15 protein-coding genes and 1 tRNA gene are annotated in these 16,208 nt (G+C 67.0%); 9 read left to right on the top strand and 7 right to left on the bottom strand.

Features of this window, described 5'->3' with window-relative positions; all coding sequences use genetic code 11:
• Nucleotides 1–10: 10 nt before the first annotated feature.
• The 6 genes from EU513_RS02650 to EU513_RS02625 are packed head-to-tail and all read left to right on the top strand — an operon-like array spanning nt 11 to nt 7,017.
• On the top strand, nt 11–1,147 hold the full coding sequence (locus EU513_RS02650) for an ATP-binding cassette domain-containing protein (RefSeq protein WP_129624317.1): 1,137 nt from the start codon (nt 11–13) through the stop codon (nt 1,145–1,147).
• Nucleotides 1,144–1,785 (top strand): ABC transporter permease, encoded by a 642-nt coding sequence (locus EU513_RS02645; RefSeq protein WP_129624316.1) that lies wholly within the window; start codon nt 1,144–1,146, stop codon nt 1,783–1,785. The genes EU513_RS02650 and EU513_RS02645 overlap by 4 nt, the downstream gene beginning before the upstream one ends.
• The gene (locus tag EU513_RS02640) at nt 1,782–2,522 is read left to right on the top strand and encodes an ABC transporter permease (protein WP_168990112.1); all 741 of its coding nucleotides are present in this window, start codon (nt 1,782–1,784) and stop codon (nt 2,520–2,522) included. The genes EU513_RS02645 and EU513_RS02640 overlap by 4 nt, the downstream gene beginning before the upstream one ends.
• Entirely contained in the window at nt 2,519–3,451 is a 933-nt protein-coding gene (locus EU513_RS02635) for an ABC transporter substrate-binding protein (protein ID WP_129624314.1), read from the top strand. Before EU513_RS02640 ends, EU513_RS02635 begins: the two co-directional genes overlap by 4 nt.
• A gap of 12 nt (nt 3,452–3,463) precedes the next feature.
• Nucleotides 3,464–5,194 (top strand): ABC transporter ATP-binding protein, encoded by a 1,731-nt coding sequence (locus EU513_RS02630; RefSeq protein WP_129624312.1) that lies wholly within the window; start codon nt 3,464–3,466, stop codon nt 5,192–5,194.
• A complete protein-coding gene (locus tag EU513_RS02625; protein WP_129624310.1) occupies nt 5,191–7,017 on the top strand; it encodes an ABC transporter ATP-binding protein in 1,827 nt (608 codons plus the stop codon). Before EU513_RS02630 ends, EU513_RS02625 begins: the two co-directional genes overlap by 4 nt.
• A 6-nt stretch (nt 7,018–7,023) precedes the next feature.
• Here EU513_RS02625 and EU513_RS02620 read toward each other — a convergent pair whose 3' ends face one another.
• From EU513_RS02620 to EU513_RS02610, 3 genes are all read right to left on the bottom strand, one after another.
• Nucleotides 7,024–8,523: a hypothetical protein gene (locus EU513_RS02620; protein WP_129624308.1), complete on the bottom strand. Its 1,500-nt coding sequence runs from the start codon at nt 8,521–8,523 to the stop codon at nt 7,024–7,026.
• Entirely contained in the window at nt 8,520–8,882 is a 363-nt protein-coding gene (locus EU513_RS02615) for a hypothetical protein (RefSeq protein ID WP_129624306.1), read from the bottom strand. Before EU513_RS02615 ends, EU513_RS02620 begins: the two co-directional genes overlap by 4 nt.
• 147 nt (nt 8,883–9,029) lie before the next feature.
• Nucleotides 9,030–11,282 carry a (Fe-S)-binding protein gene (locus EU513_RS02610; protein ID WP_129624304.1) on the bottom strand — a complete coding sequence of 751 codons (2,253 nt, stop codon included), beginning with the start codon at nt 11,280–11,282 and terminating at the stop codon, nt 9,030–9,032.
• 359 nt (nt 11,283–11,641) lie between these two features.
• Here EU513_RS02610 and cysK point away from each other — a divergent pair, with 359 nt between their 5' ends.
• Together cysK and epsC are read left to right on the top strand one after the other, a co-directional pair.
• Entirely contained in the window at nt 11,642–12,574 is a 933-nt protein-coding gene (gene cysK / locus EU513_RS02605; protein WP_129624303.1) for a cysteine synthase A, read from the top strand.
• A gap of 83 nt (nt 12,575–12,657) precedes the next feature.
• On the top strand, nt 12,658–13,284 hold the full coding sequence (gene epsC, locus EU513_RS02600) for a serine O-acetyltransferase EpsC (protein ID WP_129624301.1): 627 nt from the start codon (nt 12,658–12,660) through the stop codon (nt 13,282–13,284).
• 80 nt (nt 13,285–13,364) lie between these two features.
• Here epsC and EU513_RS02595 read toward each other — a convergent pair whose 3' ends face one another.
• Nucleotides 13,365–13,640, bottom strand: a complete 276-nt coding sequence (locus tag EU513_RS02595) for an HU family DNA-binding protein (RefSeq protein WP_168990111.1) — start codon at nt 13,638–13,640, stop codon at nt 13,365–13,367.
• A 195-nt stretch (nt 13,641–13,835) separates the two neighbouring features.
• Nucleotides 13,836–14,261: a hypothetical protein gene (locus EU513_RS02590; protein ID WP_129624298.1), complete on the bottom strand. Its 426-nt coding sequence runs from the start codon at nt 14,259–14,261 to the stop codon at nt 13,836–13,838.
• A 134-nt stretch (nt 14,262–14,395) separates the two neighbouring features.
• On the opposite strand from EU513_RS02590, the gene EU513_RS02585 reads away from it, so the two are divergent.
• A tRNA-Ser gene (locus EU513_RS02585) sits at nt 14,396–14,485 on the top strand.
• 4 nt (nt 14,486–14,489) lie between these two features.
• Here EU513_RS02585 and EU513_RS02580 read toward each other — a convergent pair.
• Nucleotides 14,490–15,422 (bottom strand): NAD(P)H-hydrate dehydratase, encoded by a 933-nt coding sequence (locus EU513_RS02580; RefSeq protein ID WP_129624296.1) that lies wholly within the window; start codon nt 15,420–15,422, stop codon nt 14,490–14,492.
• Nucleotides 15,412–16,167: a histidine phosphatase family protein gene (locus EU513_RS02575; RefSeq protein ID WP_240795890.1), complete on the bottom strand. Its 756-nt coding sequence runs from the start codon at nt 16,165–16,167 to the stop codon at nt 15,412–15,414. The genes EU513_RS02580 and EU513_RS02575 overlap by 11 nt, the downstream gene beginning before the upstream one ends.
• Nucleotides 16,168–16,208: the final 41 nt, after the last annotated feature.

Genomic DNA, 16,208 nt, shown 5'->3' with positions numbered 1-16,208 from the left:
GGTTGGCTGAATGATCCGCTTCGAGCAGGTGGTGAAGTCGTTCGGCGACAAGAACATCGCCGTCGACCACCTTGACCTGGAAGCCCCCACGGGCAAGATCACCTGCCTCGTCGGCCCGTCCGGCTGCGGCAAGACGACCACGCTGCGCATGATCAATCGAATGATCGAACCCACCTCGGGCACGATCACGATCGACGACCGCAACATCACCGACGTCGCCGCTCCCGAACTTCGCCGCGGCATCGGGTACGTCATTCAGCACGGCGGACTGTTCCCGCATCAGACGGTGCTGGAGAACGTCGGCACCGTGCCGAAACTACTCGGCTGGGACAAGCAGAAGATTCGCAATCGTAGCCGCGAGGTGCTCGAACTCGTCGGTCTGCCAGGCGATTTCGCCGACCGGTATCCGTCGCAGCTGTCCGGTGGGCAGCAGCAGCGCGTCGGCGTGGCCCGGGCGCTGGCCGCTGATCCGCCGGTGATGCTGATGGACGAACCGTTCAGTGCCGTCGACCCGATGGTCCGCGACCAGCTGCAGGACGAGTTCCTTCGGCTGCAGGACGAACTCGACAAGACGATCGTCTTCGTGACCCACGACATCGACGAGGCGATGAAGCTCGGCGACAACGTCGCCGTGATGCGCGTGGGCGGCAAACTCGCCCAGATGGCTTCGCCGGAGTACCTGCTCGCCCACCCGATCGACGATTTCGTCGCGGACTTCGTGGGACGCGACCGCGGGTACCGGTCACTCAGCTTCCAGAACTCCCCGCGGTTCCCACTGATGAGCGAACCCACCGTCGAACTCGGTGCCACCGTCGAGCAGGCACGTGCCGCGACGAACGACCGCTGGCTGCTCGTGGTCGAAGACGGCAAACCGCAGGGGTGGATCGAACCGGCGCGTATTCAGAGCGCCATCGAACCCTCCATGCTGCACCGTGGTGGCACCGTCGCCCGCTCGGGCGGCCCGCTGCGCACCAGTCTGGACGCCGCACTGTCCTCGCCGTCTCGCCGCGGCATCATCGTCGACGACGACGGACGTCTGGTCGGCACCGTCCGCGCCTACGAGGTGCTGCGCGCGATCGAGGAAACCGATCGTGTCGAGGTCGACCGGGACGACGTCGCGCCGGAACACGCGAACGGCCGCACGTGAACTACGCCCTCGACAACTGGTCCGACATCCTGCATCGGGCGTGGCAGCACACGCTGCTCGCCGGGATTCCGCTCGTGCTCGGACTCCTGATCGCACTGCCGCTCGGTTGGCTCGCGCACAGCCGTCCGCGCTGGCGCAATGTGATGGTGGCCGGGTCCGGTCTGCTGTACACGATCCCGTCCCTGGCACTGTTCATCGTGATGCCGATCATTCTGGGCACCAAGATCCTGTCCGCGTGGAATGTCATCGCCGCGATGACGATCTACACCGTTGCACTGCTCGTCCGCACCGTCACCGACGCGCTCGACGCCGTCCCGTCGACGGTGACACAGGCGGCGACGGCCATGGGGATGACGCGGCTCAAGCGACTGTTCAAGGTCGACCTGCCGCTGGCGACGCCGGTCATCTCCTCCGGCATGCGGGTCGCGGCGGTCAGCAATGTCAGCATCGTCAGCGTGGCCTCGCTGATCGGCGTACCCCAACTCGGGTACTACCTCACCAACGGCTACCAGCGTCAGTACTGGGACGAGATCTTCGTCGGGATCGTCGCCTGCCTGGTGCTCGCGCTCGTCTTCGACGCAGTGATCCAGTTGATCGCCCGGCTGCTCACTCCCTGGCAACGGGTGGTGACGCGATGATTCTGGAGAAGGTCTGGCAGTGGTTGACCGACGGCGTCAACTGGTCAGGGCCCAATGGCATCCCGATGCGGTTGCAGGAACACGTCATCTACAGCCTCATCACCGTGTTGATCGCTGCTGCGATCGCCATTCCGCTCGGCACCTGGATCGCCCACACCGGCAAGGGGAAGTGGCTGGTCACGGCCGCGAACGCAGCCCGTGCGGTCCCGTCCCTGGGTCTGCTGTTCGTGGCCGCCATGTTCGCCGGCCCGCGCCTGAGCGGCGACCTCGCCTACACCGCCCCGTCGATCGTCGTCCTGGTCATCCTCGCCATCCCCCCGATCGTCGCCGGCGCGTACGCCGGCGTCAGTGAGGTCGATCCTGCGGCCCGGGACGCCGCCAAGGGCATGGGTATGACCGGCGGGCAGGTCTTCACCCGGGTCGAACTGCCGAACGCGCTTCCGTTGATCTTCTCCGGTCTGCGCAGCGCCACTTTGCAGGTGATTGCCACCGCGACCATCGCTGCTGCGGTCTCGCTCGGCGGCCTCGGCCGCTACCTCATCGACGGCCTGGCGCAGAGCAAGTACGAGGTGATGGTCGGCGGATCGTTGCTGGTCGCACTGCTCGCCCTCGCCGTCGACCTGCTCTTCGCGCTGATCCAGCGCACGGTCGTCTCGCCCGGTCTCACCGGCCGCTCCGGACGACGATCGGCCCGTTCGCAACGCAAGGCCCTCGAAGCCACAGGGAGTGCCCGATGACCACACGTACGTTCCGCCGACGCGCCGCGCTGAGCGCCGCCCTCGTCCTCTCGCTGTCGGGGTGTGGGCTGTCCGGTGACGCGCTCGACTCCGGTTCCGGCGGTGGTGACTGCAAGGTCGAGAAGCCCAAGGAGGCACCGGTCAAGGTCGGTTCGGCCGACTTCCCCGAGTCCTCGCTGATCGCCGAGGTGTACGCGGGGGCCCTGCAGGCCAAGGGGATTCGCGCTTCTACCACCGACCCGATCGGTGCGCGTGAGGCCTACCTCAAGGCGCTCGAGGACGGTTCGGTGCAGGTGGTGCCGGAGTACACCGGCTCGTTATTGACCTTCGTCGACGAGAACTCCAAGGAGAAGGACCCGCAGGAGGTGTACGCCGCTCTGCTGACCTCGTTGCCATGCAACCAACTCGCGTTGCAGCCCTCCCGTGCCGAGGACTCCAACGAGATGGTGGTCACCAAGGCCACCGCCGACAAATGGCAACTGAAGACCATCTCCGATCTGGCCAAGCACGCGAACGAGATCACGATCGCCGCGCCCTCGGAGTTCCAGGGCCGTGAGCAGGGACTGCTGGGGCTGAAGCGCACCTACAACCTGACCCCGAAGTCGTTCCGCCCGCTCGCCTCGGCCGCTGTCGTGGAGGCGCTGAAGAACAACCAGGCGCAGGCAGGCAACATCTTCTCCACCGACCCGTCCATCAAGGTCAACAACTTCGTCGTGCTCCAGGACGACAAGAAGCTGTTCGGCGCCGACCAGGTCGTGCCGCTGGTGGCCAAGTCCGCAGCCACGCCCAAGATGCAGGTGGCCCTCAACGCGGTCTCGGCCAAGCTCACCACCGACAAGCTGGCCGAGATGCTGAAGCAGGTCGTCGTCGACAAGAAGAGCGCGAAGGCTGTCGCGAAAACCTTCCTGCAGGCCGAGGGGTTGGCCTGACAGAGTAGGCGGGTGCTCTCCCGTCTCGTCACCGCTCACCTGAAGCGGTATCCGCGCCTGACCGGCGCCCTCGTCCTGCTGCAGTTGCTGAGCGTCGCGGCCTCGCTGTACCTGCCTTCGCTCAACGCCGACGTCATTGACAAGGGGGTCACCGTCGGCGACACCGGATACATCTGGCGTACGGGCGGCTGGATGCTGCTGGTGTCGTTGGTACAGGTGTTCGCCGCCATCGGGGCGGCCTATGTCGCAGCGAAGCTGGCGATGTTCTACGGGCGCGACACCCGGGGTTCGTTGTTCGCGCGGGTCGGTGAGTTCTCGGCTCGTGAGGTGAACCGTTTCGGGGCGCCCACCCTCATCACTCGGGGCACCAACGACGTCCAGCAGGTGCAGATGGTGGTGCTGATGGGCGCCACGCTGATGATCGCCGCGCCGATCATGATGATCGGCGGCGTGGTGATGGCGTTGCAGGAATCAGTGTCGTTGTCCTGGCTCATCGTGGTCGCGGTGATCGTCCTCGGCGTCACGATCTCGTTGATCATCCGGCAACTCGTGCCCGGCTTCCGGCAGGTGCAGGTCAAGCTCGACGGCGTCAACCGGATCCTGCGCGAGCACCTGTCCGGCGTCCGGGTGATCCGTGCGTTCACCCGTGAGCGCTTCGAGCAGCAACGCTTCACCGAGGCCAACGAAGACCTCACCGGGTTGCTGATCCGCACCGGGCGGCTGATGTCGGCGCTGTTCCCCGTTGTGTTCCTGGTGATGAACCTGTCGACCACCGCGGTGTGGTGGTTCGGTGGTCATCAGGTCGGCGACGGGTCCCTGCAGATCGGTGCCCTGACGGCCTACATGACCTACCTGATGCAGATTCTGATGGCGGTCATGATGGCCACCTTCATGTTCATGATGATCCCGCGTGCGTCGGTGTCGGCCGAGCGCATCGTGGAGGTGCTCGACACGGAGCCGTCGGTGGTGCCGCCGGCGAACCCGCGGACACCGGACGATGGCCGTGGTGTGGTCGAGTTGCGTGACGTCTCGATGTCCTACCCCGGTGCGGATGTCCCTGTGCTGCAGGACGTTTCGGTGCGCGGCACTCCCGGCCAGACGATCGCGATCATCGGCGCGACCGGATCGGGCAAGACGACGCTGCTGTCACTGATCGCCCGGTTGTTCGACGCGACCTCGGGTGAGGTGCTGGTGGACGACGTCGACGTGCGGGAGCTCGACCCGCAACTGCTGTGGGGACGCATCGGCATCGTCCCGCAGAAAGCGTACCTGTTCACCGGCACCGTCGCGTCCAACCTTCGTTACGGCGACCCGGACGCGTCCGACGAGCAACTGTGGGAAGCGCTGCGCATCGCGCAGGCGGCCGACTTCGTGCAGGAACTCGACGGCGGGCTCGACGCACCGGTCAGCCAGGGCGGCACCAACTTCTCCGGCGGCCAACGGCAGCGGCTGTGCATCGCGCGCGCCCTGGTCAGCCGGGCCAACATCTACCTGTTCGACGACAGCTTCTCCGCGCTCGACCTGCGCACCGACCGCGCCCTTCGAACCGCGCTCGCGCCGTACGTCCGAAACAGCACGGTCTTCCTTGTCGCCCAACGGGTTTCGACCATCCGGGATGCGGATCAGATCATCGTGCTGGAGGACGGCCGAGTGGTCGGGCACGGACGTCACGAGGAGTTGTTGCGTGACTGTACCGAGTACCAGGAGATCTGCGCCTCGCAGCGGATCGAGGACGCGGCATGAGCACCCGGACCACCAAGTCGCCCATGCGCCGCGGCCACGGCCCGTCGATGGGCATCGGTATGGCCGAGAAGACGATGAACTTCAAGGGTTCGTCCAAGCGGCTGCTGGGCCGGCTGCGTCCGCACCGCCTCACGCTCATCCTGGTGCTCGCACTCACCGTCGTCGCGGTGGTGCTGTCGGTGATCGCGCCGCGTGTGCTCGGTGCGGCCGTCGATGAGATCTACGACGGTGTGATCGGTCGCCGCTCGGTCGACTTCGACGAGGTCGGACGCATCCTCGCGATCGTCGTCGGTCTGTACGTGGTCGCCGCGGTCGCCCAACTGGTGCAGGGGTTCCTGCTGGCGAAGGTCGTCCAGCGCACCGTCCAGCGGCTGCGCGACGACGTCGAGGCCAAGGTCAACCGTCTGCCGCTGGCATACCTGGACGGCCAGCCACGGGGTGAGATGTTGTCGCGGGTCACCAACGACATCGACAACGTCGGACAGTCGATGCAACAGTCGATCAGTCAGCTGTTGTTCAACGGCCTCACCGTGATCGGCGTCGTCGTGATGATGGTGTCGATCTCGTGGTGGCTGACGATCGTCGCCGTGCTCGCGGTGCCGGTCGTGATGGTCGTGACCGCCAAGGTGATGAAGAAGTCGCAGGGGCTGTTCGTGCAGCAGTGGCAGCACACCGGCGAGCTCAACGCCCAGATCGAGGAGACGTTCTCCGCACACGATCTGGTGAAGGTCTTCGGACGCGGCCCGCAGGTGCAGGCGGCGTTCAGGGCTAAGAACGACGAACTCACGAACGTCAGCTGGCGGGCACAGTTCGTCAGCGGACTGGTCATGCCGATCATGATGTTCGTCGGCAACCTGCAGTACGTCATCGTCTGTGTGCTCGGTGGGGTGCAGGTGGCGAACGGCGGGATGTCGCTCGGTCAGGTCACCGCGTTCATCCAGTACTCCCGGCAGTTCACCCAACCGATCACCCAACTCGCGTCGATGGTCAACCTGTTGCAGTCGGGTGTCGCTTCCGCGGAGCGGGTGTTCGAAGTGCTGGACGCCCCCGAGGAGCCCGCCGACGCCGCCGGCCGACTGTCGCCGGCGCGGGGAAAGGTGACCTTCGAGGACGTCTCGTTCTCCTACGGCGAGGAGCCTCTCATCGAGCACCTCGACCTCGAGGTGGAGCCCGGTCAGACGGTCGCGATCGTCGGACCCACCGGCGCCGGAAAGACCACTTTGGTCAACCTGCTGATGCGTTTCTACGACATCGACTCCGGACGAATCACGCTGGACGGCAGGGATATCCGCGACGTCCCGCGTACCGACCTGCGCTCACGGATCGGGATGGTGCTGCAGGACACCTGGCTGTTCCACGGCACCATCGGCGAGAACATCGCCTACGGCAACCCGAACGCGACCGAGGCGGACGTGCTCGAAGCGGCGCGAGCCACCTTCGTCGACCGGTTCGTGCACTCCCTGCCCGACGGCTACGACACCGTGGTCGACGAGGACGGCACCAATGTCTCCACCGGTGAGCGACAGCTGATCACGATCGCCCGGGCGTTCGTCGCCGATCCGGCACTGCTGATCCTGGACGAGGCCACCTCATCGGTCGACACCCGCACCGAGGTGCTCGTGCAGCACGCCATGGCGGCCCTGCGCGCGAACCGCACCAGCTTCGTGATCGCCCACCGTCTGTCGACGATCCGGGACGCCGACGTGATCCTGGTGATGGACCGAGGACGCATCGTCGAGACGGGGGACCACGAGCGACTGTTGGCACTGGGCGGGGTCTACAGCGACCTGTACGCATCCCAGTTCGAAGGCGTCGCAACCTGATCGGGTTCATCGGTTCGCCGGTGTGTAGCTGGGCGTGGCAACCACGTCGGGCGGCCCCGGTCGTTGCAAGTGGTAGTCGTCGACGGTGCCGGTGGTGCCGTGGAAGAACGGACTGTCGTAGAAGTCGCGCACATTCGGGTCGGTGCTGTTCGCCGGTGCCCAGTGGGCCGCCGAATCGGCGTAACGCGTGGCCCCGTGAACCGCGATCGGGTCCGTCTCGTCGCCCACTCGCCGAGCCGGGTCGCCGGTGAGTCCGTACCGGTTCATCCGGTCGGGCGGACCCTGGGTGTCCAGGCGCGGCACCGGATCGGCGCCATGCGCGAAGTCCAGCGACTTCACGCTCGCCGGCAGCGCGATCCGCGACACCGGTGAACCGGCAGTGACCACATGGGTGACCCGGAAGGTCTGTCGGAACCGACGGTCCTGAGCCAGCCGCGTCGCAACGATCCCGCCCTGGCTGTGCCCGGCGATGAGCACCGGCTGGCTGCCCGGCGTCACCCCCTTCTTCGCCATCGACGTCCGCAGTGCCTTCTCGATCGCCGGGTACAGCGAACTCGGCATGCCGGCGACCGCAAGCAGGTTCGCCGCGGCGTCGCTGGGGTTGCGCGGTCGATCGGCCGACCAGTCCTGGGTACCCGGCACCTCGACGATCCACGCGCTGACACCGTCGGCGGTCGTGACCTGTCGGACCCGGATGCGCGAGGCCGTGTTGCCGGCACTGGCGCAGGTGGTCTCCAACCGGTCGATGCTGCTGATCACCTGTGCAGCGTCCCGCGGCGGCGCCAAATGCGTTCGTTCATGCGGCGCGACCGGTGTCACGGTCAACGGACGGTCGTCCTTCAGCAGCCGTCCCGCCCTGGCGTATCGGACGACGGCGGCCGCCTGCGCCTCCAGGGTCGGAGCAGTCATCGGATCGACGACGAACAGGAGTTGCTGTGCGGTGAGCAGCGTGGCGTCGGTCAGTTCTGGATTCGCGATCAACGCCGCTGTCGTGCAACCCACCACGCCGGCCAGGGGGTTGATGTTGCGCGCGCACGGCGGCATCGCTGCGTCGCGTGCCCAGTCCCATTTCCGGGGGAGAGGAACGGACGCGGCGAGGCTGACCTGCACCGTGCCGTACAGCGTCAGAGCGACCCGCGGTGCCGCCATGATCACTTTGAACGAGCGCAGACTCGCCGCCACGGACGCATCGCGGACGGCGTACGCAACAGCCGCTCCGCGAAGCGCTCGAGCGGTCAGTTCGAGGTCGACACCGGTGGCCAGAATGCCGTTCGGGTGATGCACGAGGCGTAGTTCATCGGCAGCGATGCCGGCCGCTTGCAGTGGAGCGAACGGCACAGCGGCCGCCGGCAGGTCGAGCAGGGCCGAGACGAGGTCGCCCCCCGCCCGGCGAACGGCATTCCCCTCTGTTTCGAGCACACCCGCGGTGACGCGCATGGCGGTCAGGTCGGCGACCGTCGAATGTGCTCCGCCGGTGCGCTCCGGTGCCCCGGGCTGCCGGCTCATCGGCGCAGCCCGAACCCGCTCGTGAGCGGCCGACTCGTCTCTGCGATCGCCCGACCGACGCCCTTGGCCGCATCGTGGAACGCACCGACGGCGTCCATCGCTGCATCGGTCAGCGCCGCCTGGCCGACCTCGACCGCCGTCGCGTACCGGTGCAGTGCGCCAGCCATGCCGTCCACCTCCCGGGCAAGGTTGTTCAATCGACCGGCCTTCTCGTGCAACCGTTTTCGGTACTGGACGGCCCCGGCGCTGCGCCACTCGACCGCGTCTGCGGTGCCGATGCGCCAGGCCGCGCGTCGAATCTCGCCTGCGACGGTGGACGCCTGACGCGCTACCGCTCTGATCTCGTCCGCATCACTCATGGGCCGGACGGTAGGTAAGGCACCACCGCCGGCACCACGCGTCCGCGCAAGCCTGTGAACACAGCAGCGGCACCGACCGGGCTGTGGACAGCAGAAAAGACCGAGGGCCACCCCGAACGGAGTGACCCTCGATCCTTCAGCTGTCCGTCAGTCGCCGGACTTCACCGCGGCCAGCAGCATGTTCGCCACGTCGACGACCTCGACGTCCTCGCGGGCGTTGCCCTCGGACTGCTCGGCGGTCAGACCGTCGGTGAGCATCACGCGGCAGAACGGGCAGCCGATGGCGATGCGGTCGGCGCCGGTCGCGACGGCCTCCTGGGTGCGGTTGAGGTTGATCCGCGAACCCAGTTTCTCCTCCATCCACATGCGCGCACCGCCGGCGCCGCAGCAGAACGACTTCTCGCCGCTGCGCTCCATCTCGCGGTACTCGACGCCGGGCAGCGAACCGATCAGTTCACGCGGCGGGGCGTACACGTTGTTGTGACGGCCCAGGTAGCACGGGTCGTGGTAGGTGACGGACTTACCGGTGGACGCAGCGCCCACGGACGACGGCGTCTCGCCGGGACGGGTCACCGGGGTCAGCTTCTTCTCGCGCACGAGGCGGTTGAGCAACTGGGTGTGGTGCAGCACCTCGTACTCGCCACCCACCTGCGGGTACTCGTTCTTGATCGTGTTGAAACAGTGTGCGCAGGTGACGATGATCTTGCTCGCGCCGGCCCCGTTGAGGGTCTCGACGTTCTGCTGGGCCAGAGCCTGGAAGAGCATCTCGTTGCCGGCGCGGCGGGCGGAGTCGCCGGTACAGGTTTCGCCGTCACCGAGGACGGCGAAGTCGACCCCGGCCAGGTCGAGCAGTTCGGCCACCGCGCGGGTGGTCTTCTTCGCGCGGTCCTCGTATGCACCGGCGCAACCGACCCAGAACAGGTAATCGACCTCGGACAGCGACTCGACGTCCTGGCCGAAGACCTTGACCTCGAAGGGGAGGTCCTTGGCCCAGTCGAGGCGGGCCCGCGCGGACATGCCCCACGGGTTGCCCTTGCTCTCCATGTTCTTGAACAGGCCACCGAGCTCGCTCGGGAAGGCCGACTCGATCAGGGTCTGGTAGCGGCGCATGTCGACGATGTGGTCGACGTGCTCGATGTCGACCGGGCACTGTTCGACGCAGGCGCCGCAGGTGGTGCAACTCCACAGCACGTCCTGGTCGATGACCGCGTCCGGACCGTGCGGGTTGTACGCCATGAGCGGGCTGTCGATGTCGTACCCGGTGTCGCCGATCAGCGTCGCGCCCAGGACGTCGGGGGCGTTCTCCCCGTTCTCCCTGTTGTCGCCACCGGAGACGCCGGCCTTCATGAACGGTGCACGGTGAGCGGCGTTGTCGCGCAACGTCATCATCAGCAGCTTGGGCGACAGCGGTTTCTCGGTGTTCCAGGCGGGGCACTGGCTCTGGCAACGTCCGCACTCGGTGCAGGTGGAGAAGTCGAGCAGGCCCTTCCAGGTGAAGTCCTCGACCTTGCCGACACCGAATGTGGTGTCCTCGTCCATCTCCTCCAACGACTCCAGGGTGACCGGCTTGCCGTCGACCTTCATCGGCTCCAGTGCGCCGAGCGAGGTGCGGCCGTCGGGGTGGCGCTTGAAGAAGATGTTGAAGAACGCCAGGAAGCGGTGCCAGGCGACACCCATCGTCAGGTTGCGGCAGATCGTGATCAGCCAGACCATCGCAGTGACGATCTTGATCACCGAGATCACCACGATGAACTGCTTGATTCCCTCGCGGCCCATGTTCGTGAACCACTCGCCGAACCAGAACGTCAGCGGGAAGTGCAGGACGTCGGCGTGCTCGCCCGAGCCGGTCTTGTCCAGGGCGTACTCCAGGCCGCGCAGCGTGACCACGCAGATGATCTCGATCGCGATGACCAGCTCGACGAAGTAGGCCTGCCAGAAGGTCGAGCCGAAGAAGCGGGACTTGCGGCCGTCGTGTCCGGCGGAGCGTCCCGGGTGGTTCTTTCGGCGGTTCCAGATCAACCACAGGATGCCGAGCAGTCCGGCCCAGCCGAGGAATTCGTTCGCCCAGCCCCACAGGAAGAACGACCCGAGCAGCGGCAGCATGAAGGTGGGGTCCCAGACCTGGAAGTAGGACTGGAGCACCGCCAGCGACAGCATGATGAACGAGATCATCGTGACCCAGTGCGCGATCGCGACGATCGGCAGACGCGACATCCGGGTGTGCCCGAAGATCTCCCGCAGCATCGTCGCCGTGCGCCTGCCCTTGGCGTCACCGCGGTTCTCGGGGCGCCCGAGCTTGAAGCCGGACATGATCTGCGGGACGGCGCGGGCGACCATAGCGACCCCGACCAGGGTGATCCCGAGGGTCAGGACGATGGAGACGATCTGCAGCAGGGACATGCATGCATCCTAACGATCGGTTACTCGCGAGTACTCGGCGTCGGTTCTCGCTGGAAGATCGACCCCGTCCGGACAGGGTCCATCTTCCATCGCAGTTTGTCAGGCTGGACGTCAGGTCGCGCGGATATCGCAGTCTCGGTATGCACAGGCGCTGCCGGGCGGATCAACGAAGTGGAAGATCCGACCTACCGGGGCAGGGTCGATCTTCCATCCGAATCGACGCGTCTCAGGGACTGTGACGGGGTGGCGTCTGTGCTCCCCGGTTATATAACCTGGCATTGGAATAGTCATAACGGGAAGGACGTTATGGCTGGACGACTGACCCGAGCCTTTCGGCTCACGACAGAAGGCGAATCACTGTGCCCATCCTGAACGATGTGACCGAGGCGATCGGCAACACTCCGCTGGTCAAGATCAACCGGATCATCGACGAGCCCGGCGTGACCGTCGCGGCCAAGCTCGAGTTCAACAACCCCGGCGCGTCCGTGAAGGACCGCATCGGTGCCGCCATCATCAAGGCCGCCGAGGAGTCCGGCGAACTGAAGCCGGGCGGGACGATCGTCGAGGCGACGTCGGGCAACACCGGGATCGCACTGGCGATGGTCGGCGCGGCCAAGGGCTACAAGGTCGTGCTGGCGATGCCCGAGACGATGTCCGCCGAGCGCAAGGGCCTGCTCAAGGCGTTCGGCGCAGAACTCGTCCTCACTCCTGGTTCGGAGGGCATGAAGGGCGCTGTGAACAAGGCGAACGAGATCGTCGCCGGGCGTGCGGGCGCCGTGCTGGCTCGTCAGTTCGCGAACGAAGCGAACCCGAAGGTGCACCGCGAGACCACCGCAGAGGAGATCTGGCGCGACACCGACGGCAAGGTCGATATCGTCGTCGCAGGCATCGGCACCGGTGGCACCGTCACCGGTGTGGGTCAGGTGCTCAAGGAGCGCAAGCCGGACGTGCAGATCGTCGCGGTCGAGCCGGAGGAGTCCCCGATCCTGAACGGCGGCCAGCCCGGCCCGCACAAGATCCAGGGCATCGGCGCCAACTTCGTTCCCGAGATCCTCGACACCGAGATCTACGACGAGGTCATCGACATCAACGCGGCCACCTCCGTCGAGTGGGCCCGCAAGGCCGCCACCCAGGAAGGCCTGCTGGTCGGCCTCTCCTCGGGCGCAGCGCTCGCTGCTGCGGCCCAGGTCGCTGCGCGGCCGGAGAACAAGGGCAAGACGATCGTCGTGATCATCCCCAGCTTCGGTGAGCGCTACCTGTCCACGATCCTCTTCGAGGGCATTCTCGACTGATCCGCCGGCCGTGGCGCGCGGTACGGAATCGTCCGTGCGCTGCGGCTGTTGTCCTTCCCGTGTCAGATGCAAGGAGTGAACCGATGGTGGTTCTGACGGGCAGCAGCGCAGTCCGCCGTAGCAGCGGTTCGCCGCTGCGTCGAGCGATCGACGAAGTTCGCGCTGACCTGGACGCGGCCATCGCCCGCGACCCGGCGGTCGACTCGCGAGTGGAGATGGCGCTCGCCTCTCCCGGCCTGCACGCGATCTGGACACACCGCGTCTCACACTCGATGTGGAAGCGCGGCGGACGCTGGAAGCTGCCGGCGCGCATGCTCTCCCAGGCCTCCCGCGCGGTGACGGGTGTCGAGATCCACCCCGGCGCGCAGATCGGCAAGCGGTTCTTCATCGACCACGGGATGGGGGTCGTCATCGGCGAAACGGCCGAGATCGGCAACGACGTGATGATGTACAACGGCGTCAACCTCGGGGGCCGCACCTTCGCGAAGGTGAAGCGCCACCCGACGCTGGCGGACGGTGTCACCGTCGGAGCCGGCGCTCGCATCCTGGGTCCGGTGACCGTCGGCGCCGGTTCTGCGGTCGGCGCGAATGCCGTCGTGGTGAAGGACGTGCCGGCGCAGTCCACCGCGGTCGGGGTCCCCGCCGTCGTCCGGCCCAACCAGCCGGCCGCTGCGCTCGACCCCTTCGCGGATCCGGCGCTCTACATCTGAGCAGAGGTCAACAGTCGCACAGGCGTGAACGAAGGCCCGCCCCCATCATGGGAGCGGGCCTTCGACGTGGTGCGGGGGACTCAGCCCTTCGCGGCAGCCTTGAGCTTGGAGCCTGCGGTGACCTTGGCGGCCTTCGACGCGGCGATCTCGATCGCTTCGCCGGTCTGCGGGTTGCGGCCGGTGCGAGCGGCGCGGTCCACGACCTCGATGGTCAGCAGACCCGGCAGCTGGATCTTCTCACCGCGGCCGACAGCCTCGAGGATGACGTCGTTGAGACCGCCGATGACCGCGTTGGCGTCCTTGACGCTGACGCCGGTGCGCTGAGCAATCGTGCTGGCGAGGTCAGTCTTGTTCATCGATATTCCTTGTCTGTGTTAATCAGGACGGGACTCGATGTCTCCGTCTGACTTGTTTCGCTGCGTGGTTACCCCCGTAGCGTTGGCAGTTCACCACAGTAACCGCGAAAAACCGCGGATTTGTGCGGGTGTGCCGTCGGCTTCACCGTACGGGAAGACGTGGTGACGTCAACCCGACGCGCTGAGGCCGGGCCCTCAGTTGGCGTCGAAGCCGGGGTCGGTCTTGGGCAGCTTGGCGTCGTCCGACAGCGTCGTGGACGTCTGCTTGGTCGAGCCGCTGTCGGTGTCGGCGGACGGTGCCACGCCGTCGTCGTCGCCTGCAGCGAGTTCACCCTCCACAGTTTCACCGGGCTTGCCATGCCTCGCAGCCGAATATCCAGCTGCCACAGCACTTTTCGCGGCTGTGCCCGCGCCCTTGATGGCCGCCTGGCCGGCTGCCGCAGCAACCTCGGGGCCACGCTCCTTGAGCGTCTGGGTGGCCTCGTCCTTCTTCTGCTGGACGGCCGGGTGCTGCCAGGCCTTACCGGCCTGAAGCTTGATCTGTTCGTATCGCTGCTCGCCTGCCCGCGCACCGGCCACATAACCGGCGGCGAACCCGGCGAGGAAGGAAATCTTTCCCATCGGGTCTCCTCTCGTCCTGCGGACGACCCTACTGATCGGCGCAGGACGGCTGGGGCCTGCGCCCTGTCGGCATTGCACGCGAATCCCGGACCGGCGGTGACCTAGGATGGGCGGGCTCCGGTCACCCGGAGCATGGAGGGCTCGCATAGTGGCCTAGTGCGGCGGTCTTGAAAACCGCTAAGTCGGTAACCCCGGCTTCGTGGGTTCGAATCCCACGCCCTCCGCCGATCAGTCCCCACGCAGGGTGCGCATCACCAGCGGCAGTTGTGGCGGGATCTCCGAGGCCAGGTAGCCCACGCGTCCGAACTGGGCAGCGAGCGCGTCGCCCGCCGCCGCGTGCACGTACTTCCCCCACACCAGCGACTGCACGAGTCCGGCGCCGCGGCTGAGCAGACCGGCAACCGCGCCCGCCACGACGTCGCCGCTGCCCGAGGTGCCGAGGCCGGTGTCGCCGGTGGTGACCTGCCACAGCCCGTCGCCGTCGGTGATCCAGGTGTCGCAGCCGACCGCAGCGCCGTACCGACCTGCGGCGTCGATGATGCCCTCGGCCACGCGGTCCTGGTCCACCTCGTCCTCGTCGAGCAGGTGGGCCAGCTCGCCTCGGTTGGGGGTCAGTACGAGTCGTCCCGACAACCGGTCGCGCTCGGCTGTCGGCAGGTCCGGCAGCACAGTCGCGCCGAACGCGTCCAACACGATCGGCACGTCGTCCGGAAGCAGTCGGACGATCTCGCTCAGCAAGCGGCCGGCACCGTCCGCGTTTCCCAGGCCCGGGCCGACGAGCACGCAGTCGGCACGTTCGAGATCCTTCGTCAGGTGCTGCTCGACCTGCTCGCCGGTGATCGCGCCCTCGGAGTCGTCGGCGAGCGAGGTCGCACCGGACTCCGGGACGGCCACGGCCACCTGCGCCGCGATGGACGCAGCCACCGCCAGGCTCAGGCGCCCGGCACCCATCCGCAGCGATGACAGTCCGGCGAGCATCGCCGCGCCGGGCGTGGCGCGGTCGCCGCCGACGACCAACACCTGGCCGCGGCTGTACTTGGTGCCGGACGGCTCCGGCAGGGTCCACGAACGCAGCAACGCGGGCGTGATCAGCCGAGGCTGTTCGCGCGAGCCGCCGCGTGCATCGTCCGGGATCTTTTGCGAGACAGCGTCATTGGTCATTGCCGGCACCCACCTCATCCGAGGCGCCCGGTTGGGCGGTGACCTTCACGTTCTCCTCGCGCAGATGCTCGTTCAGGTTGTAATCGACGACCGTCCAGCCGGTCGGCGACTCCTCGTCACTGCGCAGTCGGCAGATCGCGGCGTTGCCCATCGGGTTCGTGCGCGCCCGGTCGAGCACGGACTCCTCGTCCAGGCCCTCGGCCACGTAACAGAAGAGCAGGTTCACCACGTCGTGGGCGGTGATCAGCACGGTGCCCTCGCCGACCAGGTGGCGGATGTCGGTGAGGACACCGCGGACCCGCTGCGTGACATCGGCCCACGACTCACCACCCGGGGGCCGGTAGTAGAACTTGCCGATCCAGTTACGGCGTTCCACTTCCTCGGGGTACTTCTCGCGGATGCCGGCCGCGGTCAACATGTCGGTGATTCCCATGTCGCGGTCGCGCAGCCGCTCGTCCACCCGGATGTCGACCTCGAGCCCCGCGCCGTCGAGTGCGGTCTGCAAGGTCTGGCGGGCGCGACGGTACGGACTGGTCCACGCGATGTCCGGACGCTCGGACTCGTCCAGTCGTGACAGCCATGCCCCGACCGCTGCGGCCTGCTCGTGGCCCAGTTCGGACAGCTCGATGTCGGGGTCGCGCACCGGCACGTCGATGCGCTCCAACTTGTCGCGCTCGGCGGACTCGGCCGCGACGTTGCCGACGGACTGACCGTGCCGGACGATGATCAGGTCGATGGGTGCCATTGCGCCAGCGTAGGTCTGGGCGGGCGCTCCGGGTCGGGCGC

The organism is Yimella sp. RIT 621, assembly GCF_004146205.1.
GTDB lineage: Bacteria > Actinomycetota > Actinomycetes > Actinomycetales > Dermatophilaceae > Yimella > Yimella lutea.
Note: the sequence above shows the minus strand (reverse complement) of the source record. Positions and strands in the feature narration are given on the sequence as shown.

Excerpts from the sequence above, each read along its gene's own strand:
- EU513_RS02650 (WP_129624317.1), top strand. The coding sequence starts at position 11 with ATGATCCGCTTCGAGCAGGTGGTGAAGTCGTTCGGCGACAAGAACATC.
- EU513_RS02640 (WP_168990112.1), top strand. The coding sequence starts at position 1,782 with ATGATTCTGGAGAAGGTCTGGCAGTGGTTGACCGACGGCGTCAACTGG.
- EU513_RS02635 (WP_129624314.1), top strand. The coding sequence starts at position 2,519 with ATGACCACACGTACGTTCCGCCGACGCGCCGCGCTGAGCGCCGCCCTC.
- EU513_RS02625 (WP_129624310.1), top strand. The coding sequence starts at position 5,191 with ATGAGCACCCGGACCACCAAGTCGCCCATGCGCCGCGGCCACGGCCCG.
- EU513_RS02620 (WP_129624308.1), bottom strand. The coding sequence starts at position 8,523 with ATGAGCCGGCAGCCCGGGGCACCGGAGCGCACCGGCGGAGCACATTCG.
- EU513_RS02615 (WP_129624306.1), bottom strand. The coding sequence starts at position 8,882 with ATGAGTGATGCGGACGAGATCAGAGCGGTAGCGCGTCAGGCGTCCACC.
- EU513_RS02610 (WP_129624304.1), bottom strand. The coding sequence starts at position 11,282 with ATGTCCCTGCTGCAGATCGTCTCCATCGTCCTGACCCTCGGGATCACC.
- epsC (WP_129624301.1), top strand. The coding sequence starts at position 12,658 with ATGGTGGTTCTGACGGGCAGCAGCGCAGTCCGCCGTAGCAGCGGTTCG.
- EU513_RS02595 (WP_168990111.1), bottom strand. The coding sequence starts at position 13,640 with ATGAACAAGACTGACCTCGCCAGCACGATTGCTCAGCGCACCGGCGTC.
- EU513_RS02590 (WP_129624298.1), bottom strand. The coding sequence starts at position 14,261 with ATGGGAAAGATTTCCTTCCTCGCCGGGTTCGCCGCCGGTTATGTGGCC.
- EU513_RS02580 (WP_129624296.1), bottom strand. The coding sequence starts at position 15,422 with ATGACCAATGACGCTGTCTCGCAAAAGATCCCGGACGATGCACGCGGC.
- EU513_RS02575 (WP_240795890.1), bottom strand. The coding sequence starts at position 16,167 with ATGGCACCCATCGACCTGATCATCGTCCGGCACGGTCAGTCCGTCGGC.